This window comes from Lysobacter sp. 2RAF19 (genome assembly GCF_052115395.1).
Lineage (GTDB): Bacteria > Pseudomonadota > Gammaproteobacteria > Xanthomonadales > Xanthomonadaceae > Noviluteimonas.
In genome coordinates, this window is the sequence record NZ_JBFRGO010000001.1 from 235,189 (window position 1) to 258,793 (window position 23,605).

Genomic DNA, 23,605 nt, shown 5'->3' on the forward strand with positions numbered 1-23,605 from the left:
GGCGATCAGAGTCCGGAGGCGATCGCGCCGCGCGCTTGTTCGAAAGCGTCCGGTTCCACGCGCACCAAGCCACCGAAGGGGCGCGAGAGGTCGTGGATCATGTACAGCACCAGGCCCGAATACAGCGCGTAGGTGCCGACGATCAACAGGTGTTTGCGCGACGGCGAATAGATGAACATCAGGGCGCCGATCAGCGCGAGCCCCACGATGGCCGCGAACCAGAATTCGAAGGGCACGTGCATCGCCGATTCGTAACCGCGGATCTGCCGCTGGCGCTGGATGGTCCACAGATCGGTTTCGAGCGCCTGCGCGAGCAGTTGCTCCCGGCGGCTGGTCGGCGCAAGGGCGAGCACGCTGCCTTGCAACGCGCGGGCGGCGACCCAGCCCGCGGCGCTGACCTGGCCCGTGGCTTCCTGCGCCGGCCAATCCTGGTCGATGACCGCATCGATGTAGCGCGCGGCAGCGGCCTGCACGGCGGGCGCGCGGTAATCGCGGGCGAGGAAGTAGGCGTGTTCGACGGCCGCGGCCTCGGTCCGCAGGTCCGCGCGCAACTCGCCGGCCTGCGAGACGACATGGCCGAACACCAGGCCGAGGATCAGGCCGTGCAATACGCCCAGGCGCATGGTGATGTCGCGCGCGAGATCGCGGGTTTCGCCGGGGTGCTCGTGCCCGTGGTGCCGGCGCATCCACGCCGCGGGCAGGACGGCGGCGAAGAAGGCGACCAGCACGAAGCCCACGGCGATGATCAGGCTCGTCCACATGGCCGCAATGTACTCCCGGTCAGAGCAGTTGCAGGACGTTCTCGATGGGGCGGCCGATGACCGCGCGGTCGCCGCGGACGAAGATCGGGCGCTCGATGAGGATGGGATGGGCGTGCATGGCGTCGATCAGCGCCGCCTCGTCCAGCGACGGGTCGGCCAGCCCGAGGTCCTTGTAGGCGTCCTCGCCGGTGCGCAGGAGGGCGCGGGCCGGCAGGCCGAGCTTGCGGACGATCGCGCGCAGCTCGGCTTTGCTGGGGGGCGTGTCCAGATAGGCGACGACGTCCGGTTCGACCCCGTGTTCGGCCAGCAGCGCGAGCGCGCCGCGCGACTTGGAACAACGCGGATTGTGGAAGAACTTGTCCATGCCGGCATTGTAGGTCCGGCCCGCGAAAAAATAATTGCGGCCGCTTGCACACTGAATGCGCACAACGCACCAAAAACGCGTTGAATGCATGAACTTCCCGCGATAACGTCGGTCCGTGGCTTGGGGAAGCCGACTGTCGGGGATGTACGCAATGAAACGGGGTTTGATTCTTGCCATCGCGCTGTGCGCATGCGGCACGGCGCTGGTCGTCGACGCGGCCGAGCCGCAGGTCGTGGTCGACAGCCGCTATTCCAGCGACGCCGGCTTCCTGCCCGCGGTCAACGCCGCGCGCGACGCCGCGGCCGGCTTCGCGCTTTCGCGCGCGATGCTGACCAACGTGGTCGCCAAACACTGCAGCGAAATCGACGTCGCCCACGCGCTGCGCGCCGACGAAGCCCGCAATCGCTGGTGGCAGCACAACGAAACCACGGTCGGCGCGGCCAAGGGCTACGTGCAGTTGCAGCGCGCCATCGTCCAGGTCAAGCAGGGCGAAGCGGCGGCCACGCAGTATCGCGACGGCGTCATGGCGCAGGCCAAGGCCGATGCGATCGCCACCATGGAAAGCTGGTTCCCGGAAGGCAAGCAGGACGGCGCGACCTGCGACAAGGTCGTCGACGAATACTTCGCCGGCACGCGCGACATCGGCCGCAGCGAGGAATACGGCACGGTCCTGGGCCGGCTGGAAGGCGACATGCAGGCCTGGCGGGACGCCCAGCGCACCGAGTGAGCCATGCGATCATGGCGGGCCCGCGCACGAGCCCGCCCGATGTCCACGCCTTGCCCGCAATGCACGCTTCAGAACACCTACGTCGACGGGGCCAACCACGTCTGCGCCGACTGCGGATTCGAATGGCCGGTGGCGGGTGAGGACGCGGCGGTCGCCGCGCTGGTGGTACGCGACAGCAACGGCAACACGCTCGCCGACGGCGACACGGTCGTCGTGATCAAGGACCTGAAGGTCAAGGGCAGTTCGATCCCGCTCAAGCAGGGCACGGTGATCAAGCACATCCGCCTGGTGCCCGACGATGCCGAACATATCGAAGGCCACTCCGACAAGATCAAGGGCCTGGTGCTGAAGACCTGCTTCCTGCGCAAGGCGTGAGGCGCGGGCGGGGGTGAAAAAGGCCAAAATGGCCTTTGTGTCCAAAAAGGGGTAGATTCGGCCCATTCCCGCCCCAGGAGCCGGACATGGCGCTGACGCTGAAGCTCGATGCGATCGAAGACCTGCCGCATACGCCCGCCTCGGACGTCAAGAAGTTCGGCTGGCGCGCGCTGATGCAGGCGATCGCCAGCAAGGGCAAGGTGGTGGTGACCAACCACAACCAGCCGCAGGCGGTGATCCTTTCGATGGAAGCCTACGACGCGATCCTCGAAGCCTTCCGCGCCGCCGCGCAAAGCGACCAGGCCGCGCTCGATGCATTGCGCACGCGATTCGATGCGCGCCTTGCCGCGCTGCAGGCGCCCGACGCCGGCGATCGCCTGCGCAAGGTGGCGCGCGGCGGCGCGAAGCTGTCGGGCAAGGTGAAGTCGGGGGCGACCGACTGATGCCGCGGCCGGTCTTGTTCGTCCTGGCAGGCGTGAACGGGGCAGGCAAGAGTTCGATCGGTGGCCACCTGCTGAAGGCGCAAGGGCTGGACTGGTACAACCCCGATGCATTCGCGCGCGCCTTGCGCGAAGCCACCGGGTGCGACCAGGTCGATGCCAACGCGCAAGCGTGGGAAGAAGGCATGCGTCGCTTCGATCTTGCCCTGGAAGGCAACGCTTCCTTCGCGTTCGAAACCACGCTGGGCGGCAACACCGTGCCGGCGAAAATCCGGCTCGCCACGGCGACGCACGATGTCATCGTCTGGTTCGTCGGGCTCGCCTCCCCGGAGCAACACATCGCGCGCGTCGCACTGCGCGTGTCGGCGGGCGGCCATCCGATTCCCGAAAGCAAGATCCGCGAACGCTGGCCGGCCGCACGCGCCAACCTCATCGCGCTCATGCCCCATATCGCGGCGCTGCACGTCTTCGACAACAGCGTCGATGTCGCGCGTGGCAAGGCGGTTCCCGATCCGGTGCGCGTGCTCGAAATGGAACACGGCAAGATCGCATGGCCGATGGACCTGGACGATCTGATCCGCACGCCCGCGTGGGCAAAGCCGCTGATCGAAGCCGCGCTCTCGCTGTCGGAAACCGCGGGACACGCGCAACGCGTTACAAAGCGCGCACCAGGAACTTCGTCCCGGGCACGGGGTTGAACACGTAGGCTTCGGTCGGTACGAAGCCAAGGTCCGCATACAACTGTTGCGCGGTCGCCATCGTCGGCAGCGTGTCGAGGAACATGCGCGTGTAGCCGGCGCTTTTCGCTTCGTCGCACAGGCGTTGCACGAGGCGGCGGCCCAATTGATGGCCTCTGGCGTCCGGCCGGACATACAGGCGTTTCATTTCACAATCGGCCCCGGACAAGGGGCGCATGCAGATGCAGGCAAGCACCCGATCGTTCTCCTTCGCGAGCAGCAGCCGGCCTTCGGGCCGCGCGTATTTGCCGGGCAGCGCCGCAAGTTCGGCGTCGAAGTCCTGGAAGTCCAGGTCCACGTCCAGGCCAGCTGCGTATTCGCGAAACAGAGCACGCACGGTGTCGAGGTCTTCGGGGAAGGCGGCGTCGAGGATCGCGATCATGTCCGGAGTGTAAGGGCGGCCCCGCGTCGTGCGGAGCGCGCCCGAATCGACGATCAGCCTTCCTGCCTGGCCGAAACGTGCGCTTCCTTCAATCTCGTCGCGCACTCTTCGCAACACACTTCGACGGTCTGGCCGCCGACTTTCACCTCGATGGCGTTCTCGTCGAGCGGGTAATCGCAGGCGGCGCAAGTCTTCTGGGACATGGTGGTTCTCCAGGGGGCGTACCCGTAGCGGGTAGGTGCATTGAACCGCCAGGGCGCATCGGCGCGCTTTCGGAATCTTTAGCGACGACGCAACGCGGTCTGCCGGAACTCCGACGGCGAGCGTCCATACACCTGCTGGAAGGCCGCGCTGAAATGACTGTGGCTGGAGAAACCGAGCGTCAGGCCCAGCGTCGTCAGGTCCTCGACTTCACTCAGCAGATCCAGCGCACGCGCAAGGCGCAGCCGCAGTTGATAGCGATACAGGGGCATGCCCTCGACCAGCTGGAAACTCTGCGTGAGATACACCGGCGAAACGCCGACTTCGGCGGCGACCCCCGCCAGCGTCCAGCGTCGCGCGAGGTCGCGCATCAACACGAGCTTGGCGCGATCGACCAGGCGTTGCCGGCCGACACTCGAGGCGGCGGCATGCGTCGTGCGCGGCCCGATCGCGCGTTGCACCAGCGTCAGGGCGAGGCTTTCGCCTTCGAGCGGTTCGGCGATCCCTTCGCGCAGGCTGTGGCGGAGCAGGGCGACGAGAACCTGCGCGCGCGCGTCGATGCGCAGCCGATGCAGGCGGAACGCGAACGCATCTCCCTCGCGCAACAGGTGCTTCGGCGCGATTTCCTGCAACAGCGCTTCGTCCACTGCGATCGCCAGGCTGGCATCGCCACCCGGGTTCGGATGACGCACGCGATAGCTTTCCCCGCGATTGAAGATCAGGACCTGGCTCGCATCGGCCACGGCCTCTTCTTCGCCGACATGCACGACGTACGTGCCGCGATACGGAAAGACGAGCTCGGTGGTACTCGAGCGTTCTTCATCGCCCAAGTGACGATGGGTTCCTGCGCAAACGACATCCCGCACTGCGACAGTGGGCGTTCGCAACAGCAGGTGGATGGCGAATTCGGACATGGGCGCGTCGCGTGGACCTTCAGCGCGCAACCTGCTCCAACGCAAACGCAATCGCCGCCCGCACCGCCGCCACCTGCGCATCGTTGCACTGCTCGGGCGTCGCGCGCGGGCTGTCGGGATACACCTCGGTCGTCGTGCGATAACGCGCATTGGTGATCGACGGGCACAGCCCCAACGCGCGCAGCGGGTAGTTGATCACCCCGTGCGCGACGACGGGAGAAGCGATGATTTCGTTGTGCGCATCCGGCGGCGCGATGTGCGTGACCTGCTCGACCGCCGCGATGATCGCCTGCTGGAATTCGGGCTGCGGGTCTTCGGTATCGCCGACGAGATAGAACCCATCTGGGATGCCCTCGGCTTCGAAGGGTTTGCCATCGCGCGCGGCGAGGGCGGGGCGGAACTCGGATTCGTCGCTGTCCGTGGTTTCGTGCAGGTCGATGTGCACCAGCACCTTGTCGCGAATGGGCGCGACCAGGCGCAGCAACGCGGCCGATTCTTCCGACGGGCTGTTCTCGCGGAACGAACGATTGGGGTCGATCGCGTTCGGGTTCCAGCGATGGATGCGTTCGTACGCCCATGGGCTCACGCACGGAACGACGAGCAGGTTCGCGCGCCCGGCGTATTCCTGCCCATGCTGTTCGAGGAATTGCAGCGCGCCATGCACGCCGCTGGTTTCGTACCCGTGCACGCCGCCGGTGACGAGGATCGTCGGCAGCGCGTGGTTCCAGTCGCGCGAACGGATGGCCAGCTGCGGGAAGGTTTCATCGCCGTAGACCAGACGGCCGTATTCACTGACGTCGAAGCGCGCGCGCAAACGATCCACGCGCGCGACGACATCGTCGGCATAGCTGCGATGGCGGACCTGCCCGGCGAGCCACGCCTGCTTTTCGGCGGCACCCCAGGCTTGGCCGGGGGTGCCGATGGGGTAGGACGATGCGGTCATGGGAAAGCGGGTGCAGTGGGAGAAAACAACTTTACACGCACCACCCGTCGCGCCCCCAGCTCGACCGTCCGCCGCACCGACCCCCGACTAGCCCGTTGGTCATCTTGTCTTTCCCCGCGCCGCTCCGCACAGTCGGCGGGGTTTACGGGATCCTATTGCCTCGGGGAGTCACAGATGGACAGACGCACGTTCCTCACGATGTCGGGCCTGGGCGTGGCCGGCCTGATGGTGCCTTTCGGCCGCGTCATCGCCGCCGAAGCGCTGGTGGACATCATGGATGTGGGCAAGAAGAAGGCGCTGGCCGATGCCGCGCTGCAGGCCGCGACCTCCGCGGGCGCGACCTATTGCGACGTGCGCATCGGGCGCTACCTGCGCCAGTTCGTGATCACGCGCGAGGACAAGGTCCAGAACGTGGTCAACACCGAGTCCACCGGCATCGGCGTGCGCGTGCTGGTCAACGGCGCCTGGGGCTTCTCGGCCACCAACGCGCTGAACACGCAGGGCGTGGTGAAGGCCGCGCAGCAGGCGGCGGCCATCGCCAGGGCCAACGCGAAGATGCAGACCGCCCCCGTGCAGCTGGCCAAGGCGCCGGGCGTGGGTGAGGTTGCGTGGAAGACGCCCATCGTCAAGAACTCGATGGAAGTGCCGATCAAGGACAAGGTGGACCTGCTGCTCGGCGTCAACGCCGCGGCGCTGGCCGCCGGCGGCGACTTCGTCAACTCGATGCTGTTCCTGGTCAACGAGCAGAAGTACTTCGCGTCCACCGATGGCAGCTACATCGACCAGGACGTGCACCGCATCTGGGCGCCGATGACGGTCACCGCCATCGACAAGGCCAGCGGCAAGTTCCGCGAGCGCGACGGTTTGTCCGCGCCGATGGGCATGGGCTTCGAATACCTGGATGGCGCGCAGTCGGGCAAGTTCGTCTCGCCCAACGGCGTGACCAACTACGGCCTGTCCTACGACATGAAGGAGGACGCGATCGCCGCGGCGAAGCACGCGCGCGCCAAGCTCACCGCGCCGTCGGTCAAGCCGGGCAAGTACGACCTGGTGCTCGATCCCTCGCACACCTGGCTCACGATCCACGAATCGGTCGGCCACCCGACCGAACTGGACCGCGTGCTCGGCTACGAAGCCAACTACGCCGGCACCAGCTTCGCCACGCTCGACAAGCGCGCCAACAAGTTCCAGTACGGCAGCGACAAGGTGAACATCGTCGCCGACAAGCTGCAGAAGGGCAGCCTGGGCGCGGTGGGTTACGACGACGAAGGCGTCAAGACCAAGCGCTGGGACCTGATCAAGGACGGCGTGCTGGTCGATTACCAGACCATCCGCGACCAGGCCCACATCCTGGGCAAGACCGAATCCGACGGTTGCTGCTACGCCGATTCCTGGTCGAGCGTGCAGTTCCAGCGCATGGCCAACGTGTCGATGCAGCCGGGCAAGGAGAAGCTCGGTGTCGCGCAGATGATCAAGGACGTCGAGAACGGCATCTACATCATCGGCGACGGCTCGTTCTCCATCGACCAGCAGCGCTACAACGCGCAGTTCGGCGGCCAGCTGTTCTTCGAAATCAAGAACGGCCAGATCACCAGGCAGATCGAAGACGTCGCCTACCAGATCCGCACGCCGGAATTCTGGAACGCGTGCGTCGGCGTCTGCGACGAAAGCGACTATCGCCTCGGCGGTTCGTTCTTCGACGGCAAGGGCCAGCCGGGCCAGGTTTCGGCGGTCTCGCACGGGTCGAGCACGGCGCGCTTCAACGGCATCAACGTCATCAACACCGCCCGCAACCTCGGCTGATCTTCGGAGACCTATCAAATGAGCATCCTCAGCGAAGAGCAGGCCAAGGCCATCCTCGACAAGGTCGTCAAACTGTCGAAGGCCGACCAGTGCACCGCGCAACTGACCGGCAACGTCGACGGCAACATCCGGTTCGCGCTCAACAACATTTCCACCAGCGGCATCGTCGAAGACACCGAATTGGCGGTGGAAGTCGCCTTCGGCAAGCGCGTGGGCGTGGCGACGATCAACGAGTTCGACGACGCCTCGCTCGAACGCGTGGTGCGCCGTGCCGAAGAGCTCGCGCGCCTGGCGCCCGAAAACCCGGAGTTCATGCCGGCCATCGAGAAGCAGACCTACAAGCCGAGCCCGACCTTCAGCGAATCGATCGCCGCGATCACGCCGGAATATCGCGCCCAGGTCGCCGCCGATTCGATCGCGCCGTGCAAGAACCAGAAGCTCATCGCCGCCGGCTTCCTGGAAGACGGCCAGAGCTTCGTGGCCTTCGCCAACAGCAAGGGCAACTTCGGTTACCAGCGCGCGACCAGCTTCGACTACACCTGCACCGTGCGCACCGAAGACGGCCGCGGTTCGGGCTGGGTGGGGCGCAACGTCAAGGAAGCCGGCGAGTTCAAGGCCGACGACGACATCCGCGTGGCGATGCGCAAGGCCACCGAATCCTCCGAAGCCAAGGCACTGGAACCGGGCAAGTACACCGTGATCCTGGAGCCGGCCGCGGCCGCGGGCCTGATCTCCTTCATGTTCAATTTCTTCGGTGCGCGCGAGGCCGACGAAGGCCGCAGCTTCCTGTCGAAGAAGGGCGGCGGCAACAAGCTCGGCGACCAGGTGTTCGACCCGCGCGTGAACTTCAGCGCCGATCCGTGGGATGCCAATGCACCGGTGCTGCCGTGGGATGGCGAAGGCCTGCCGCGCGAGACGATGCCGATCGTGAAGGACGGCAAGGTGGTGGCGTTGCAGTACTCGCGCTACTGGGCGAAGAAGCAGGGCAAGCGCGCCGTCGGCGACCCGGGCAACCTCATCATGTCCGGTGGCGACAAGAGCACCGCGCAGCTGGTGGCCGGTACGCAGAAGGGCATCCTCGTCACGCGCACCTGGTACATCCGCATGGTCGATCCGCAGACGGTGCTGCTCACCGGCCTGACGCGCGATGGCACCTTCTACATCGAGAACGGGCAGATCAAGTATCCGGTGAAGAATTTCCGCTTCAACGAATCGCCGGTGATCATGCTCAACAACATCGAGGAACTCGGCAAGCCGGTGCGCACCGCCGGCGACGAATCCTCGCTGCTGATGATGATCCCGCCGATGAAGTTGCGCGACTTCACCTTCACCTCGCTTTCGGACGCGGTGTAAGCGTGTGACGCGTGCGCAGTTCCTCCGGCTGCTCCTGCTCGGGGCAGTCGGAGCTGCATTGCCGCCGCGCGCGCACGCGGCGCGCGTGGCGTACGACTTCTGGCTCACGCGCCTGAAGTACGACTCCGGCGACTGGGACGTCGACCAGCGCATGCCGTCGAACCTGGTGACGTCCCTGATCGACTACACCAACCTGCGCGTGGACCCGACCGAACACGTGCTGGCGCTGGCCGATCCGAAGATGCTCACCGCGCCGTTCTGCTACCTCGCCGGGCACAAGCTGGTGGAGTTCAACCCGCAGGAGCGGCGCAATTTCGAGCGTTACGTGCGCAACGGCGGCTTCGTGTTCGTCGACGATTGCAACCACGACATCGACGGCTTGTTCGCCAAGTCCTTCGAAGCGCAGATGGCGTCGATTTTCGGGCCGAAGGCCCTGCGCAAGTTGCCGAACAACCATCCGATCTATCGCAGCTTCTTCAAGTTCCCCGACGGCCCGCCGGCCACCGGCTTCGAACTGAACGGGTGGGGCGATGACCTGGTGCACGATTACCTGCGCGGGATCGAGATCGACGGGCGCCTGGGCGTGCTTTACAGCAACAAGGATTATGGTTGCGAGTGGGACTACGACTGGCGCAACAAGCGCTTCCTGGCCGAGGACAACACCAAGTTCGCGGTCAACATCGTGATGTATGCATTGAACAGCTGACGGATGCCCATGAACGACAATTTCTCCGAAGCCGACCTCAAGGCGCAGCTCGCGCGCCTGGCCACGCTGCGCAATGCGATCGCGCAGGCGATCGTCGGCCAGGAAGCGGTGGTCGAACAGTTGCTCATCGGCTTGCTCGCCGGCGGGCACTGCCTGCTCGAAGGCGTGCCGGGCTTGGGCAAGACGCTGCTCGTGCGTTCGCTCGGGCAAGCGCTCGCGTTGCAGTTCCGCCGCGTGCAGTTCACGCCCGACCTGATGCCCAGCGACATCCTCGGCACCGAGTTGCTGGAGGAAGACCACGGCACCGGCCATCGGCATTTCCGTTTCCAGCCCGGCCCGATCTTCACCAACCTGCTGCTCGCCGATGAATTGAACCGCACGCCGCCGAAGACGCAGGCTGCCTTACTCGAAGCGATGCAGGAACGCACGGTGAGCTATGCGGGCGTGACGCATGCGTTGCCGTCGCCGTTCTTCGTGCTCGCGACACAGAATCCGCTGGAACAGGCCGGTACGTATCCTTTGCCGGAGGCGCAGCTGGATCGCTTCCTGCTGCACATCCGCGTCGATTATCCGAGCGAGCGCGAGGAGTACGACATCCTCGCCCAGACGACCGGCACGGCGACGGGGCAGGTCCCCGAAGTGATGCACGGCGAAGAAGTGCTCGCCTTGCAGGCGCGCGTGCGCGAAGTGCACCTGGGTCCGGATCTGCTCGCATGGATCACGCGCCTGGTGCGCGCCAGCCGGCCGGGCGAGAACGCTCCCGCGGAAATCCGCCAATGGGTGAAGTGGGGCGCCGGCCCGCGTGCGGGGCAGTCGCTCGTGCTGGCGGCGAAGGCGCGTGCCTTGTTGCACGGCCGCCTGTCGGCGACGCGCGAGGACATCCTCGCGCTCGCCGCGCCCGTGATGCGCCATCGCCTGCTGCTGTCCTTCGCCGCCGAAGCCGAGCAGAAGAGCGCGGACGACGTGATCGCGGCGCTGTTGCGCAGCGTTCCGTTCACCGCCTGACGAGCGCGATCCGTGCGTGCAGGCCCGACGATCGCCGAACTGATACCGCCGCAAGTGCGCGCGCGGTTGAAGGACTTGCGCCTGGTGTCGCGGCGCGCGGTGGGTCTGCAGGGCGTCGGATTGCATCACAGCCGCAGCCGCGGGGCGGGGCTGGAGTTCGCGCAGTATCGTGCGTACGAGCCGGGCGATGAGTTGCGCCAGGTCGATTGGAAACTCTACGCGCGTTCGGACCGCTTCTTCGTGCGCGAAGCCGAGCGCGAAAGCCCGCTGGCCGTGTGGTTGCTTGTCGATGCGACCGCCTCGATGGCGCAGGAAGATGCCGCGCGTCCGGGGTGGTCGCGTTTGTCGGCGGCCAAGGGGCTCGCGGCCTGCGTCGCCGAACTCGCGTTGCGGCAGGGCGATCGTTTCGGCATGGCGGTGTTGCGCGGCGATGGCGTGCGCCTGGTGCCGGCGGGTTCGTCGGTGCGGCAACGCGATCGCTTGTTCCTCGAATTGCACGGACTGGCGGCCGATGGTCGCTGGCCGAATGCCGAACAACTGCGGCCCTTGTGGGAGCGCATCGGTGCGGGCGACCTCGTCGTGTTGCTCAGCGATCTGTTCGACGAAGGCGCGGTCGATGTCGCCACGCGCATGGCGGCGGCGCGGCGCGAAGTGCTCGCGATCCAGATCCTGACGGCCGAAGAGCGCGATTTTCCGTTCGAAGGCGGGCATCGCTTCCGCGATCCGGAGACCGGCGAAGAGCTGCTCGGCGACGGGCCGGCGATGCAGGGCGACTTCCTCGCGCGCTTCGCAGCGGCGCGGCGCGCGTTGCAGGCGCGCCTGGATACGGCGGGCATTCGCCACGCCGACTATGTGCTCGACCAGCCGCTCGACCTGCCGCTGCGACGCCTGTTCGGCGCGCGCGATGCCGCGGAGTACACGTGAACCTGGTGTTCCTGCTGCCCGCCGGGCTCGCGGCGCTGGCGGCCGTGCTGCTGCCGCTGGTCATCCACCTCGCGCGTCGCAGCGAACAACGCCCGACGGTGTTCGCCGCGTTGCAGTGGCTGCGGCAGAAGCCGAAGCCGCGGCATCGGATCCGTTTCGACGAGTGGCCGTTGTTGGTCGTGCGCGTGTTGCTCGTGGCGTTGGTCGGCATGTTGCTTGCGAAGCCGGTGCTGTTCGGCGCCGCGAGTCATGCGCCCTACGTGGCGGTGGCGCCCGGAATCGACGTGGCGCGCGCGAAACAAACGACAGTGCCCGGCGATGCGCGATGGCATTGGTTGGCGCCGGGGTTTCCGGCGTTGTCGTCGGCGCCGCCTTCATCGGAGGCATCGATCACCAGCGCGTTGCGTGAACTCGATGCGGTCTTGCCGTCGGATGTCGCGTTGACCGTGCTGGTGCCGGCGCAGCTGGATGGCGTGGATGCGCAGATCCCGAAGCTCAGTCGCCGCGTCGATTGGCGCATCGTGGAAAGCCCCGCGCCCGCCGCGAACAGCGTTGGAGAGAAGGCCGGCCCGCCGATCCCCCTCCCGATTCGCTATGCACCCGAACGCAAGGATGCGATGCGCTATTTGCGCGCAGCAAGCGTCGCCTGGCGCGCGTCGCCCGACATCGCGAACGCCACCCAACCGCTGACCCCGAAATCCACGCGCGTGGCCTGGCTCGTGCCTGGCGCGGTTCCCGCGCAGATCATCGAGTGGATGCGCGCAGGCGGGACCGCTTTGCTCGATGCGCAGGCGACGATCGCCGACATGCCGCCGCTCGTGCCCGTTTGGCGCGACGACACGGACACGGTGTTGGTGGAAGGCGCGGCGTTCGGGCGCGGGCGCGTGCTGCGTTTCACCACGCCGCTCGTGCCCGCACGGATGCCCGTGCTGCTCGAAGGCGATTTCCCGCAACAATTGCGTGCGGCGCTCGATCCGGCGCCTGCGATGCCGGCCCGCGTCGCCGCCGCCGATCATGCGCCGACCACCGGCGCGGCCGCGTTCCCGCCCGCGCCGCGCGATGCGACGCCGTGGTGGGTGCTGTTGGTCCTGCTCGTGTTCGCCCTCGAGCGGTGGCTGGCGACGCGGCCGCGTCGCGGGGTGATGCCATGAGCATCGCCGCGCGTCTGCAGACGTGGTTGAACGCCGTGCGCGTGCGATGCGGCATCGATCTCGCGCTCGCCTGCCTGCCCTGGGTCGCGCTGGCGATTGTGTTGTCATGGCGCCTCGGGGGCGCGCTCGGCGCGGTCTTCGTCGCCGTACTCGCGATCGCCGCGGTCTTCCTGTTCGCGCGCCGGCGCATGCATCGCCTCGACACGGCGTGGTTGATCCGCGAACTCGACGCGCGACGCCCGGACCTGGAGGACAGCACCGATCTGCTGTTCGCAAAGACCGAAACGCTGACGACGCTCGAGCGCCTGCAGGTTGCGCGGCTTGGTGCGCGACTGGAATCGACGCCCGCGCCCGATCTTCGCCCGCGCTGGTCCGTGCGCACCATCGCATTCGGCGGCGTGTTCGCAGCGCTCGCCATCGCCGCGATCCTCGCGTGGCCGGAACGACAGCCGGTCACGTTCGACAACGTGCTCGCGAACATCGGCGTTTCCACCGCGAAGCCGACGCACACGCGCATCGTCGCGCAAACCCTGGCCATCGCGCCGCCGGCGTATACCCGCTTGCCTGCACGCGAAACGACCACGCTCGATGCGAAGGCCCCACAGGGAACTCGCCTGCAATGGACGCTGCGGTTCGCGCCCCAGCCGCAACGTGCCGAACTGGTCTTCCACGATGGCCGCACGCTTGCACTCACGCGCGAAGGCGAGGACTGGCGCGCGACCGATGCACTCGCGCGTTCGGCGCTCTATCGCATCGTCCTGCTCGATGCACCGCCCTTGCAGAAGACCACGCTCCATCGCCTCGATGCGATCGCCGATCGCCCGCCGGAACTTCGCGTGGTCGCGCCCGATCGCGGATTGACGCTGATGAAGACCGGCCAGCGCACCTGGTCGCTCGCGTTCGAAGGCACCGACGACTACGGGCTGTCGCCGAACGCGCGCCTGCACATCACCGTCGCACACGGGAGCGGCGAGGCCATCGAATTCCGCGAACAACAGCTCGGCGTCGGCGGCACTGGCACCGCCACGACGAAACGCTACGCGCGCCAACTCGATCTGGGGGCGTTGGGCCTCGCGGAGGGCGACGACCTGGTGGCGCAACTGCGGGTGGACGACAACCGCTCACCCGGCGCGCAAACCGTGCGCAGCGCGAGCGTCATCCTGCGCTGGCCGCCCGACCTGGGCGCGGAAGCCACGGGCGTGGACGGCATGGTCAAGAAAGTGCTGCCCGCGTATTTCCGCAGCCAGCGCCAGATCATCATCGACGCCGAAGCGTTGTTGAAGGAAAAACGCACGCTCGCCAACGAACGTTTCCTCAAGCGCAGCGACGAGATCGGTGTGGACCAACGCATCCTGCGGCTGCGCTATGGCCAGTTCCTCGGCGAAGAAGCCGAAGGCGAGCCGCAAGCGCCGCCCACGAACGACGCGGCGCCGACGGCGCCCACCTTCGGCCAGGACGCCGCCGTGGTGGAGGAATTCGGCCACACGCACGATCAACCCGAAGCCGCGACGCTGCTGGATCCGGATACGCGCGCGACACTCAAGAAAGCCCTCGACCAGATGTGGCAATCCGAACTGCACCTGCGGCAGGGCACGCCGCAGGACGCCTTGCCGTACGCGTATCGCGCACTGGGTTTCATCAAGCAGGTGCAGCAGGCCACGCGCATCTACCTGGCGCGCGTGGGCACCGAGTTGCCGCCGATCGACGAATCGCGCCGCATGGGCGGCGACCGCGGCGCGATCACGCGCGGCGACGCGCTTTCGGCGGGCGCAGCGCCGGATCCGGAACTGGCGGCCCTCTGGCGCGCCCTGGAGGACGGGCCGCGCGCCTCGCGTGTCGACTTCGCCGCACTGGAACGCTGGTTGGGCGCGCATCAATCGCAGTTGTCCGATCCCCTGGCGTTCGTCGCCGCCATCGAAGCCTTGCGGACGCAACCGGCTTGCGATCGCTGCCGTCGGGAGCTACGCGCACTGCTCTGGCCGCTGCTGCGCCGGCCGGCTGCGAACGTGGCGCGGCGCGCAGGCGACGACGCTGCAGCACGGGCCTACCTCGACGCATTGCGGGAGGAACGCGCGCCGTGAATGCGCTGACTCTGGGAACGCACACCTTCGATGTGGCCCGCGTGGTGGCTTGCGTGCTGGCGATCGTCGTGGTTTTCGCGATGACGCGGCTCCTGGTTCGGCACCTGCGCACGGTGGGAACGCGCGCGGCCACGTGGCGCGTTGCGGTGCTGGTGATTGCGCAGCCGGTGTGCGCGGTGTTGTTGTATTTCGCATTGCTGCCGCCGACCACGCCGGGAGAGGCGGGCACGCTCGTGGTGGCGACCGCGGGAACGCCAGCTTCCGTGCTCGGAACAGAGCAGGGTGGCGACGCAATCGTCGCCTTGCCCGAAGCACCGGCGCGCGCGGGTATCGAACGCGCGCCGGATCTGGCGACGGCACTGCGTCGCCATCCCGGCATGCAACGCCTCCGCATCCTCGGCGACGGGCTCGAAGCACGCGATCGCGATGCCGTGCGCGGATACGCCGTGACATTCGTGCCGAATGAAACGGGCCGCGGGCTCATCGCACTTCAAGCCCCCGCGCATGCCGTCGCAGGCGGTGCATTCGCCCTCCACGGACGCGCGCATTTACTGGGGGGCGGCAGCGCGGAGCTGCGCGATCCCGCGGGTGTGCGCGTCGATCGTGTTGCGCTGACCGAAGAAGGGCGCTTCACCCTGCACGCGACGACACGTATCCCCGGCGCCGCGGTCTTCAGCCTGCGTCTGCGCGATGCGGGGCAGCGCATCGTCGAAGACGTCGCGCTGCCGCTGGACGTCGAAGCGCCGAAGGCGCCGCGCGTCCTGCTGCTCGCCGGTGCGCCGGGCCCGGAGATCAAATACCTGCGACGCTGGGCGCACGATGCAGGCCTCGCGATGCAAGCGCAGATGGCGGTCGGCGGTGGCGCGCAACTGGGTGACGCACCGGTTGCGTTGAATGCGGCGACGTTGAAGGGGTTCGACCTTGTGATTCTGGACGAGCGCGCGTGGTCGACGCTCGGCGAAGGACAGCGCGCGGCCCTGGTCGAAGCGCTGCGCGGCGGACTCGGCGTGCTCCTGCGCGTCACGGCCCCGTTGTCGGACGCGGAACAGCGGCGCTTGCGCGCGCTCGGCTTCAGCGTGGACGCAGGCCGCGATGCAACGGAGATGCGTTTGCCCGAGCCGCGTCGCGACGAGGAAGCCCTGCGTGCGCGCATCGGGCCTGGAACCCCCGACCAGGCGCGAAACACCATCACACCCGTGCCCGAGACACCTGCGCTGACACGACGCTCGCTGCGCATCGCGGCCATCGACGGCATCGCGTTACTCGATGGCCAGGACGACACGGCGCTTGCGACCTGGCGTGCGGAAGGCCGCGGCCGCATCGCCGTGTGGCCCCTGGTCGACACCTATCGCCTGGTGCTTGCCGGCCGCGACGATCTGCATGCCGAACTGTGGAGCCATGCCGTGTCGACACTCGCGCGCGCGCGGCCCGACCGGCCTTTCACGATCGACGGTGAACCGCGCGTGGGCGAACGCATCGCGCTGTGCGGCATTTCGCGGGACGCGACCATCACATCTCCGCGTGGCACGCAAACGAGGCTATGGATCGATCCCGCGACACAGACGCGCGCCTGCGCCGCCTGGTGGCCCCGTGAAGCGGGGTGGCATCGTTTGTCTTCGCAAGGCCGCACGCAGTCTTTCAACGTGCGTGCCGCGACGCAGGCGGCGGGACTGCACGCCCAACGCGTGCGCGAAGCCACGTTGCGCCTTGCAGCCGATGCACGGGCCACGCCGGTGAACACCGCCGATGCGCCGCGTAATCCCGGCGCGCGTTGGCCCTGGTGGTTGGCGTGGCTGTTGGCGAGCGGGGCGCTGTGGTGGTTCGAACGCGCACGCCTCGCGCAACGCTGATGTCCTCTTGCGCTGTCGGGGTGAGGATCGGTGTCGTGTCTGCGGACGCGTGAGACCGCTATAGTCGCGTCGGGGAAGACGCAGTCTGCATATCAGGGGAAACGCGTGACCGGAAATCAAGACAAGCGCCTGCGCAATCGCGGGCGCCTGCTGCTGTGCGCGGCATTGGCTGCGCTGGGAATGAGCGGTGCGGCCCTCGCGCAATCGCAACCGGGCTTCGCGTTGATCGCAGGCGGTTGGACCGGCGACGGCGGCCCGGCGACGGCGGCGAACCTGCATGGCGCCGCCGACGTGGCCTTCGACAAGGCCGGCAATCTTTACGTCGCCCAATTCACGGGCAACCGGATCCGCAAGATCACGCCCGCGGGTGTCATCACGACCGTGGCGGGTGGCAACACGGGGTTCGCCGGCGATGGCGGGCCTGCCAGCCAGGCGCTCATCGACCGTCCGCAAAGTCTGGCGTTCGACGCAGCGGGCAATCTCTATTTCACCGATGCGGGCAATCGTCGCGTGCGCCGCATCGCGACCAACGGCACGATCAGCACGGTCGCCGGCAACGGCAGTTACGTCAGCAGCGGCGACGGCGGGCAGGCGATCAACGCCGGTTTCGCGCTGCCGGGCTCGGTGGCGGTGGATGCGTCGGGCAATCTGTTCGTGTCCGACATCTATGCCAATGTCGTGCGCAAGATCACGCCGGCGGGTGTCATCAGTACCTATGCGGGCACCGGTGTCGCCGGTTACTCGGGCGATAACGGTTCGGCCAAGGCCGCGCAATTGTCGGGCCCGAGCGGCGTCGCCACCGACGCCGCCGGCAATCTCTATATCGCCGATACCGGCAACGGCGCGGTGCGATTCGTGTCGACCGCCGGCACGATCACCACGTTCATGGGCCCGTTCGGCATTCCCGATGACGTCGAAGTGGATGCGAACGGCGCGGTCTATGTCGGCGATGATTGCGACCTGTACCGATTCGTCGGAACCACGGGCATCCGGTTCGGCAATACCGGCGAGTGCGGGCGGTCTCCCGACGGCACGCTGGCGACGCAAGCCGACTTCGGGTACGTCGACGGCGTCGCGGTCACGCCCAACGGCGATATCTACTTCGCCGACGGGGACAATGCGCGCGTTGCGAAGATCACGGCCGCCAGCGGCCTGATTTCGACGTATGCCGGTGTTCCGCTGGCACAGGCCGATGGCACCGCGGCACTGTCGGGCACCTTGTCGATCACCAACGCGCTGGCCGTCGACAACGCGGGCAACGTCTTCATCTCCGAGCGTTACAGCGGACACGCGGTGCGGAAGCTGTCGGCAGGCAAGCTGTACAACCTGGCCGGCAACGGCGCCGATGGATGGAAGACCACGTGCGCTGCGCCGTGCAGCGCGTTGTCGTTCTATCTCCCGAATCTCTCGGGCGTCGCCGCCACGACGGCAGGCCATGTCTTCATCGCCGATCGCACCCTCAACCGCGTCCTGTCCGTCAAGAACGGGACCGTGTCGGTGTTCGCCGGCGGTGGAGCGTCCAGCAGCCAGGATGCTCCCGTTCCCGCAACGCAGGTCAAGATCAACCCGCGTTCGATCGCGACGGATGCGGACGACAATCTCTACATCGCCGACTACATCGGCATGCGTATCCGCAAGGTCGATCCCACCGGCGTGGTCAGCACCATTGCCGGCAACGGTTCGAACACGCCCCACCTCGGCGAAGGCGGCCCGGCGGTCGACGCCGCCGTCGTCAATCCCATGCACGTGTCCGTCGACACCGCGGGCAACGTGTACTTCTACGAAGAAGGCACGCACGCCATCCGCAGGCTCGGCACCGACGGACGCATCGATGGTCTTGCGGGCGTCCTGGAATATTCAGGACAGGACCCGAACCCGCCGGGTGGATTCTGGGGAGAAGGCGGGTCGGCTTACAGCGCGCTGCTCGGCAAGGTGACCGGCTTGGCCGCGCATTCCAGCGGCGTGTATTTCACTTCCGAATGCGGGGTGCGCCGCATCAGGCCGAATGGCATCGTCGAAACGCTGAAGGCGTTTCCGAACTGCGCGCTCGGCCTGGCGGTCAAGGGTCGCTTCCTTTATGTCTCCAGCAACAGCGGCCGCATCCTGCGCGCGCAACTCCCGCGCATCACGCAGAGCGATTTCAACGGCGATTTCAAGTCCGACCTCATTTGGCGTGCGAGCACCGGCACGAACGTGATGTGGCTGGGCGCCGATTCGGCGACGACGCAAACCATCGCGACCAATCCGCCGGAATGGAAACTCGTCGGGCAGGGCGATTTCGACGGCGACGGCAAGTCCGATCTGGTCTGGCGCAACACGGTCAACGGCACCAACACGATCTGGCGCGCCGGCAATACCAACACGCGCATCGCGGTGACCACGCTGGCCGACCAGGCCTGGACCGTCGCGGGCGTCGGTGATTTCGACGGCGACGGCAAGTCCGATCTGTTCTGGCGCAACACGAGCACCGGCGCGCAGCAGGTGTGGTACTCGGGCATCTTCACGACGCGCCTGGCCGTGACGACGCTGGCCGACATGCGCTGGATCTTTGCCGGCGTCGGCGACTTCGACGGCGACGGCAAGTCCGATCTGTTGTGGCGCCATTCGGTGACCGGCGGCAATGCGATCTGGCGCAACGCCAACTCGCAAGCGCCGCGTCCGATCGCCGCGGTCAATCCGGTGTGGAAGATCGCGGCGGTCGCGGATTTCAACGGCGACGGTGCATCCGACATCCTGTGGCGCAACTCCACTTCGGGTGCGAACACGATCTGGCGTTCCGCGAACAACACCAAGGTCCAGGCCGTCGTCGGTGTGACCAATCTCAACTGGAAGGTCGTGGCTGCGGCCGACTTCGAGAACGACGGCAGCGCCGACCTGATCTGGCGCGATGTCACCACCGGCGCGAACACGATGTGGCGCAACGCCAACAACGCGACGCAGAAGGCGGTGTCGACAACGGGCATCGGCTGGAGCGTGCAGCCGTACGAAGCGCAGCCTTGATGCGATAAGCTCGGGGGCCATGGCCTCCCGGGCTCGCGATCGCGCGGCCATCCGCGCGTCTGTCTTCGTCGGCGTCAGCGTCGACGGGTTCATGGCGCGCCTGGATGGCGCGCTCGACTTCCTGCCGCCCGGCGGTGGCGAGCCGCACGGCTACGCCGAATTCATCGCGTCGGTGGATGCGCTGGTGATCGGTCGCAAGACCTACGACACCGTGCTGGCGTTCGACGCATGGCCGTATGCGGAAAAGCCGGTGTTCGTGCTCAGCAGCAAGCCATTGCGCGACGCACCGGCCGGCGCCGTGGTCGAACACTTGTCGGGTGAGGTGAGCCGGATCGCATCGCAGCTTGCGGACCGGGGATTCCGCCATGTTTATGTCGATGGTGGACTCACCATCCAGCAATTCCTGCGCGCCGGTTTGATCCAACGCCTGGTCATCACGCGCGTGCCCGTCCTCATCGGCACGGGCATCCCGCTGTTCGGCGCGCTGGAGCGCGACATCCGCCTCACGCACGTCGCCACGCGGCAGTACGCGAGCGGGTTGGTGCAAAGCGAGTATCGCGTGGATTGAACCTTTCCTTGCCGCGACGGCATGCATGCAGGCGACCTTCGCTGGTGTGCGCCGCGCCGGTCGCTGGTCGCCTTCGTCATCCGCAGGAGACCACACCATGCATGCGTTCTCGTTTCGTTTCCCCGTTCCCGCCGCACTGGCGGTCGCACTCTCCCTCGCGTTCGCGGCGCCGGCCGCTTGGGCAGACGGTTTCTACAAGCAGCGCAATCTCGTTTCCGATGGCTTCGTGCCGGCGGCGCATACCGATCCCAACCTGGTGAATGGCTGGGGCGTCGCGTTCAATCCCTTCGGCTTCGTTTGGGTCTCGTCGGCCGACGGCACGGTTTCGACGCTCTACGACGGCAACGGCGTCGTGCAATCGCTCGTCGTCCAGATTCCGTCGCCGACGATGGCCACCGGCGGCAACCCCACCGGCATCGTGTTCAATGGATCGGATGCCTTCGTCGTCACCCGCGGCGCGGCGTCGGGGCCGGCGCGATTCCTGTTCGCCACCGAGCAGGGCGTGATCGCCGCCTGGGCGCCGAACGTGGATTTCACGCACGCCATCCGCAAGATCAATCGCGCCTCCACCGGCGCGAACTACAAGGGGCTCGCGCTCAGCGGCGACGGTTTGACGCAGTTGCTGTACGCGACCGATTTCTTCCACGCGCGCGTCGACGTCTTCGACAGCAACTTCATGCCGGTGATGCTCGCGCCGGGCGCGTTCAAGGATCCGGGCATTCCCAAGGGCTATGCGCCGTTCGGCATCCAGGCCATCAACGGCGACATCTACGTCACCTACGCCAGGCAGGATGCGGCCATGTCCGATGAAGTCCGCTGCGCCGGCTGCGGCTTCGTGAGCGTGTTCAAGCCCAACGGCAAGTTCGCGCGGCGGATCGCGACGCGTGGCGTGCTCAACGCACCGTGGGGGCTCGCACTTGCGCCCAGCGCATTCGGCACGTTCCACAACGCCTTGCTCGTCGGTAATTTCGGCGATGGAAGGATCAATGCGTTCGGTGCGTCATCGGGCACGCCGCTCGGCGCCTTGCGGCGATACGACGGGTCGGCGGTCCACATCGACGGGCTGTGGGGCATGCAATTCGGCAATGGCCTGCAGAACCAGCCGGTCGATACGCTGTTCTTCGCGGCAGGGCCCGACGACGAGGCGCACGGCCTGTACGGGCGTCTGGATTTCGTGTTCACGCCGTAACGTGGTGCAGACGGAAGGGCCCGCAATCGCGGGCCTTTCCTGCAAACCATCGGCTGCGACTCAGCGGCGCGCCGCGACCTGCGGCGTGCTGTCCAGGTAGGCGCGGATCCGGTCGGCGTTGGCCGCGGCGACCTTCTGCGCGAACCGCACCGAAAGATGGTGCTTGTCGTAAGTGAACGGCACCCGGTCGTCGTCGAACAAGTCGCATGCGCCGTCCTTGTGGCACAACGCGTCGAACTTGCTGACGTACAGGTAGCCGGCGGCTTCGGTCGCCGCGCGCAACTGCGCATCGTCGTGCGTCTGGCCGCGGATGAAGGGCTGCAGCTTGGCCTGGTCGAAACCGTACTGGTTGATCAACTCGGGCAGGTCGTCGGACATCGTGAGATAGCCGCCGATCACGATGACGCGCCTGACGCCGGCCTGCTTCAGGAATTCGATGTACTGCTGCAGGTCCGAGGGTTTGTACCAGGCGAACAGGACGGTGACGACGACGTAGTCGAACTGCTTGAGGTAGCCGACGTCGAACCGCTGCCTGTTGAGTTTCTCGCACGCGGGCAGGGTCGGGTTGGCGCGTCCCATCAGCTGCGCGATGTCCCGATGCGGCGGGCAACCGCCGAGCGTGGACAGCGCGTAGTTGTCCTTCGGATACAGGGACGCCATCGCGTTGAGCGCATCGGGGCCATGGCTGTCGCCGATGACCAGCACGTTGCGCACGCCCGGCACAAGCGAATCGCACTGCGCCCAACCCTTGATCGTGCACTGCGCCTGGCGCGTGGCGAAACGCGCTTGCTTGCCGGCTTCGATGGTTTGCGTGCTGATCGAGTTGTTGATCCACGGGCGCTGCGGCAAGCCTTCGAGCCGCCACATGCATCCGGCGGCGACGACGACCGTCGCCACGCCCGCCAGTGCAGCGCGGATCGCGGTGGGCTTCCATAGCGCCGGCTTGCGCATCGGCACTTCGATGGTGCGATTGAGCACGACGGCGATCAGGATCGACACGACGAGGAAGCCGACGATCTCCGGCGCCCCCAGGTGGTCGATGTGCCGGACCTGCTTGTAGAACACGAGCAGCGGCCAATGCGCCAGGTACAGCGCGTAGCTGATCAGGCCGATGTACACCATCGGCCGGTTGCGCAGGACGATGCCCAGCCGCGCGTGGTCGGCCGTGCCGATGCACAGCGCCGCGCCGATGCAGGGAACCAGCGCCGCGGCGCCCGGGAACAGGGTCTTGTCGGTGAACAACACCATCGACACGCCGATCAGCACCACGCCGACCGCGAATGCGAGATCGGCCTTGCGCTTGTACAGATGCAGCGGCCACAGCGCGAGCAGGCCGCCGATCGCGAACTCGAAGGCGCGGAAGGGCGTGAGATAGAACACCGCGTCGGGCGCACGCCCGATCACGAGTACGGCCGCGACCAGGCTCACGATGCCGGTGGCCAGGATGCTCAGGCGGATGCGGTTGGTCGCCACGCCCAGCAAGGGCAGCAACCACGGCCACACGAGATAGAACTGTTCCTCGACACCCAGCGACCAGGTATGCAGCAGCGGATTGGTGTGCGCGTCGGCGTCGAAATAGCCGCTATGGAAGAAGAAGTGGATGTTGCTGGTGGAGACGATCGCGTGGAGCAGCGTGATGCCGAACTCCGACAGGCGCTGCGGCATGTCCAGCACAACCGCGGCGACGGCGGTGAGCGCCAGCGTCGCGACCAGCGCGGGCAGGATGCGGCGGGCGCGGCGGCCATAGAAGGCCAGCAGGTCGATGCGGTTGTTGGCCTGGAGCTCGGTGGCGAGCAGGCGCGTGATCAGGTAACCGCTGATCACGAAGAACACGTCGACGCCGACGAAACCGCCGGAAATGAACGGGACCCCGGCGTGGTAGAGCAGAACGCCCAGGACAGCAACCGCGCGCAGCCCGTCGACACCCGGACTGTAGGAGGCGGCCGAGCGGCCCGATGGCATCGTCATTGCGCGCGCACTTCCCCGGGTCTTCGAAAGGCCCCTCGAAAAAGGCCACCTGCGGAAGGTGGCCTGAGTCGACATATGGTGGGCGGTGCAGGGTTCGAACCTGCGACCCTTGCCGTGTGAAGGCAATGCTCTACCGCTGAGCTAACCGCCCGGATGCTTGACC

The 23,605-nt window shown here is 67.0% G+C and carries 22 protein-coding genes and 1 tRNA gene; 15 read left to right on the forward strand and 8 right to left on the reverse strand.

What is annotated here, in order from left to right; genetic code table 11:
• Positions 1–5: 5 nt before the first annotated feature.
• Both AB4059_RS01260 and arsC read right to left on the reverse strand, forming a co-directional pair.
• On the reverse strand, positions 6–761 hold the full coding sequence (locus tag AB4059_RS01260; protein ID WP_498975869.1) for a bestrophin-like domain: 756 nt from the start codon (positions 759–761) through the stop codon (positions 6–8).
• Between the two features lie 19 nt (positions 762–780).
• On the reverse strand, positions 781–1,125 hold the full coding sequence (gene arsC / locus AB4059_RS01265) for an arsenate reductase (glutaredoxin) (protein WP_498975871.1): 345 nt from the start codon (positions 1,123–1,125) through the stop codon (positions 781–783).
• Positions 1,126–1,276: 151 nt separating this feature from the next.
• Here arsC and AB4059_RS01270 point away from each other — a divergent pair, with 151 nt between their 5' ends.
• The 4 genes from AB4059_RS01270 (at position 1,277) to AB4059_RS01285 (ending at position 3,365) form a co-directional block, all read left to right on the forward strand.
• Positions 1,277–1,852 carry a hypothetical protein gene (locus AB4059_RS01270; protein WP_498975873.1) on the forward strand — a complete coding sequence of 192 codons (576 nt, stop codon included), beginning with the start codon at positions 1,277–1,279 and terminating at the stop codon, positions 1,850–1,852.
• 39 nt (positions 1,853–1,891) lie between these two features.
• On the forward strand, positions 1,892–2,227 hold the full coding sequence (locus AB4059_RS01275) for a zinc ribbon domain-containing protein YjdM (RefSeq protein WP_498975875.1): 336 nt from the start codon (positions 1,892–1,894) through the stop codon (positions 2,225–2,227).
• Positions 2,228–2,313: 86 nt separating this feature from the next.
• A complete protein-coding gene (locus tag AB4059_RS01280; RefSeq protein WP_498975877.1) occupies positions 2,314–2,670 on the forward strand; it encodes a type II toxin-antitoxin system Phd/YefM family antitoxin in 357 nt (118 codons plus the stop codon).
• On the forward strand, positions 2,670–3,365 hold the full coding sequence (locus tag AB4059_RS01285) for an ATPase (protein WP_498975879.1): 696 nt from the start codon (positions 2,670–2,672) through the stop codon (positions 3,363–3,365). Before AB4059_RS01280 ends, AB4059_RS01285 begins: the two co-directional genes overlap by 1 nt.
• Here AB4059_RS01285 and AB4059_RS01290 read toward each other — a convergent pair.
• From AB4059_RS01290 to AB4059_RS01305, 4 genes are all read right to left on the reverse strand, one after another.
• Positions 3,322–3,786, reverse strand: coding sequence for a GNAT family N-acetyltransferase (locus tag AB4059_RS01290; RefSeq protein WP_498975881.1), 465 nt, complete (start codon positions 3,784–3,786; stop codon positions 3,322–3,324). The two genes, AB4059_RS01285 and AB4059_RS01290, sit on opposite strands and share 44 nt — an antisense overlap.
• A gap of 53 nt (positions 3,787–3,839) precedes the next feature.
• Complete coding sequence (locus tag AB4059_RS01295; RefSeq protein WP_498975883.1) at positions 3,840–3,989, reverse strand: hypothetical protein; 150 nt, start codon at positions 3,987–3,989, stop codon at positions 3,840–3,842.
• A 78-nt stretch (positions 3,990–4,067) separates the two neighbouring features.
• The gene (locus AB4059_RS01300) at positions 4,068–4,901 is read right to left on the reverse strand and encodes a helix-turn-helix transcriptional regulator (protein ID WP_498975885.1); all 834 of its coding nucleotides are present in this window, start codon (positions 4,899–4,901) and stop codon (positions 4,068–4,070) included.
• 19 nt (positions 4,902–4,920) lie between these two features.
• Positions 4,921–5,844, reverse strand: coding sequence for a M14 family metallopeptidase (locus tag AB4059_RS01305; RefSeq protein ID WP_498975887.1), 924 nt, complete (start codon positions 5,842–5,844; stop codon positions 4,921–4,923).
• Between the two features lie 174 nt (positions 5,845–6,018).
• On the opposite strand from AB4059_RS01305, the gene AB4059_RS01310 reads away from it, so the two are divergent.
• The 11 genes from AB4059_RS01310 to AB4059_RS01360 all read left to right on the forward strand — a co-directional run bounded on the left by AB4059_RS01310 (position 6,019) and on the right by AB4059_RS01360 (position 21,474).
• Complete coding sequence (locus tag AB4059_RS01310; RefSeq protein WP_498975890.1) at positions 6,019–7,647, forward strand: TldD/PmbA family protein; 1,629 nt, start codon at positions 6,019–6,021, stop codon at positions 7,645–7,647.
• An 18-nt stretch (positions 7,648–7,665) separates the two neighbouring features.
• Complete coding sequence (locus AB4059_RS01315; protein WP_498975892.1) at positions 7,666–9,000, forward strand: TldD/PmbA family protein; 1,335 nt, start codon at positions 7,666–7,668, stop codon at positions 8,998–9,000.
• A 4-nt stretch (positions 9,001–9,004) separates the two neighbouring features.
• The gene (locus AB4059_RS01320; protein ID WP_498975894.1) at positions 9,005–9,706 is read left to right on the forward strand and encodes a DUF4159 domain-containing protein; all 702 of its coding nucleotides are present in this window, start codon (positions 9,005–9,007) and stop codon (positions 9,704–9,706) included.
• 9 nt (positions 9,707–9,715) lie between these two features.
• Positions 9,716–10,711 (forward strand): AAA family ATPase, encoded by a 996-nt coding sequence (locus AB4059_RS01325; RefSeq protein ID WP_498975896.1) that lies wholly within the window; start codon positions 9,716–9,718, stop codon positions 10,709–10,711.
• Between the two features lie 12 nt (positions 10,712–10,723).
• Entirely contained in the window at positions 10,724–11,635 is a 912-nt protein-coding gene (locus AB4059_RS01330) for a DUF58 domain-containing protein (protein ID WP_498975898.1), read from the forward strand.
• Positions 11,632–12,786, forward strand: a complete 1,155-nt coding sequence (locus AB4059_RS01335; protein WP_498975900.1) for a BatA domain-containing protein — start codon at positions 11,632–11,634, stop codon at positions 12,784–12,786. The genes AB4059_RS01330 and AB4059_RS01335 overlap by 4 nt, the downstream gene beginning before the upstream one ends.
• Complete coding sequence (locus AB4059_RS01340; protein WP_498975902.1) at positions 12,783–14,867, forward strand: hypothetical protein; 2,085 nt, start codon at positions 12,783–12,785, stop codon at positions 14,865–14,867. The genes AB4059_RS01335 and AB4059_RS01340 overlap by 4 nt, the downstream gene beginning before the upstream one ends.
• A complete protein-coding gene (locus tag AB4059_RS01345; RefSeq protein ID WP_498975904.1) occupies positions 14,864–16,717 on the forward strand; it encodes a carboxypeptidase regulatory-like domain-containing protein in 1,854 nt (617 codons plus the stop codon). The genes AB4059_RS01340 and AB4059_RS01345 overlap by 4 nt, the downstream gene beginning before the upstream one ends.
• Before the next feature lie 105 nt (positions 16,718–16,822).
• Positions 16,823–19,717 carry an FG-GAP-like repeat-containing protein gene (locus AB4059_RS01350; RefSeq protein ID WP_498975906.1) on the forward strand — a complete coding sequence of 965 codons (2,895 nt, stop codon included), beginning with the start codon at positions 16,823–16,825 and terminating at the stop codon, positions 19,715–19,717.
• 19 nt (positions 19,718–19,736) lie between these two features.
• The gene (locus tag AB4059_RS01355; RefSeq protein ID WP_498975908.1) at positions 19,737–20,285 is read left to right on the forward strand and encodes a dihydrofolate reductase family protein; all 549 of its coding nucleotides are present in this window, start codon (positions 19,737–19,739) and stop codon (positions 20,283–20,285) included.
• Positions 20,286–20,382: 97 nt separating this feature from the next.
• Entirely contained in the window at positions 20,383–21,474 is a 1,092-nt protein-coding gene (locus AB4059_RS01360; RefSeq protein WP_498975910.1) for a TIGR03118 family protein, read from the forward strand.
• Between the two features lie 60 nt (positions 21,475–21,534).
• Here AB4059_RS01360 and AB4059_RS01365 read toward each other — a convergent pair whose 3' ends face one another.
• On the reverse strand, positions 21,535–23,442 hold the full coding sequence (locus AB4059_RS01365) for an acyltransferase family protein (RefSeq protein WP_498975912.1): 1,908 nt from the start codon (positions 23,440–23,442) through the stop codon (positions 21,535–21,537).
• Between the two features lie 76 nt (positions 23,443–23,518).
• Positions 23,519–23,593, reverse strand: a tRNA-Val gene (locus tag AB4059_RS01370).
• Between the last annotated feature and the right edge of the window lie 12 nt (positions 23,594–23,605).

What these genes read in the sequence shown, in the direction of transcription:
- AB4059_RS01260 (WP_498975869.1), bottom strand. Translation starts at nt 761, where the DNA reads ATGTGGACGAGCCTGATCATCGCCGTGGGCTTCGTGCTGGTCGCCTTC.
- arsC (WP_498975871.1), bottom strand. Translation starts at nt 1,125, where the DNA reads ATGGACAAGTTCTTCCACAATCCGCGTTGTTCCAAGTCGCGCGGCGCG.
- AB4059_RS01270 (WP_498975873.1), top strand. Translation starts at nt 1,277, where the DNA reads ATGAAACGGGGTTTGATTCTTGCCATCGCGCTGTGCGCATGCGGCACG.
- AB4059_RS01275 (WP_498975875.1), top strand. Translation starts at nt 1,892, where the DNA reads ATGTCCACGCCTTGCCCGCAATGCACGCTTCAGAACACCTACGTCGAC.
- AB4059_RS01280 (WP_498975877.1), top strand. Translation starts at nt 2,314, where the DNA reads ATGGCGCTGACGCTGAAGCTCGATGCGATCGAAGACCTGCCGCATACG.
- AB4059_RS01285 (WP_498975879.1), top strand. Translation starts at nt 2,670, where the DNA reads ATGCCGCGGCCGGTCTTGTTCGTCCTGGCAGGCGTGAACGGGGCAGGC.
- AB4059_RS01290 (WP_498975881.1), bottom strand. Translation starts at nt 3,786, where the DNA reads ATGATCGCGATCCTCGACGCCGCCTTCCCCGAAGACCTCGACACCGTG.
- AB4059_RS01295 (WP_498975883.1), bottom strand. Translation starts at nt 3,989, where the DNA reads ATGTCCCAGAAGACTTGCGCCGCCTGCGATTACCCGCTCGACGAGAAC.
- AB4059_RS01300 (WP_498975885.1), bottom strand. Translation starts at nt 4,901, where the DNA reads ATGTCCGAATTCGCCATCCACCTGCTGTTGCGAACGCCCACTGTCGCA.
- AB4059_RS01305 (WP_498975887.1), bottom strand. Translation starts at nt 5,844, where the DNA reads ATGACCGCATCGTCCTACCCCATCGGCACCCCCGGCCAAGCCTGGGGT.
- AB4059_RS01310 (WP_498975890.1), top strand. Translation starts at nt 6,019, where the DNA reads ATGGACAGACGCACGTTCCTCACGATGTCGGGCCTGGGCGTGGCCGGC.
- AB4059_RS01315 (WP_498975892.1), top strand. Translation starts at nt 7,666, where the DNA reads ATGAGCATCCTCAGCGAAGAGCAGGCCAAGGCCATCCTCGACAAGGTC.
- AB4059_RS01325 (WP_498975896.1), top strand. Translation starts at nt 9,716, where the DNA reads ATGAACGACAATTTCTCCGAAGCCGACCTCAAGGCGCAGCTCGCGCGC.
- AB4059_RS01340 (WP_498975902.1), top strand. Translation starts at nt 12,783, where the DNA reads ATGAGCATCGCCGCGCGTCTGCAGACGTGGTTGAACGCCGTGCGCGTG.
- AB4059_RS01355 (WP_498975908.1), top strand. Translation starts at nt 19,737, where the DNA reads ATGGCCTCCCGGGCTCGCGATCGCGCGGCCATCCGCGCGTCTGTCTTC.
- AB4059_RS01360 (WP_498975910.1), top strand. Translation starts at nt 20,383, where the DNA reads ATGCATGCGTTCTCGTTTCGTTTCCCCGTTCCCGCCGCACTGGCGGTC.
- AB4059_RS01365 (WP_498975912.1), bottom strand. Translation starts at nt 23,442, where the DNA reads ATGACGATGCCATCGGGCCGCTCGGCCGCCTCCTACAGTCCGGGTGTC.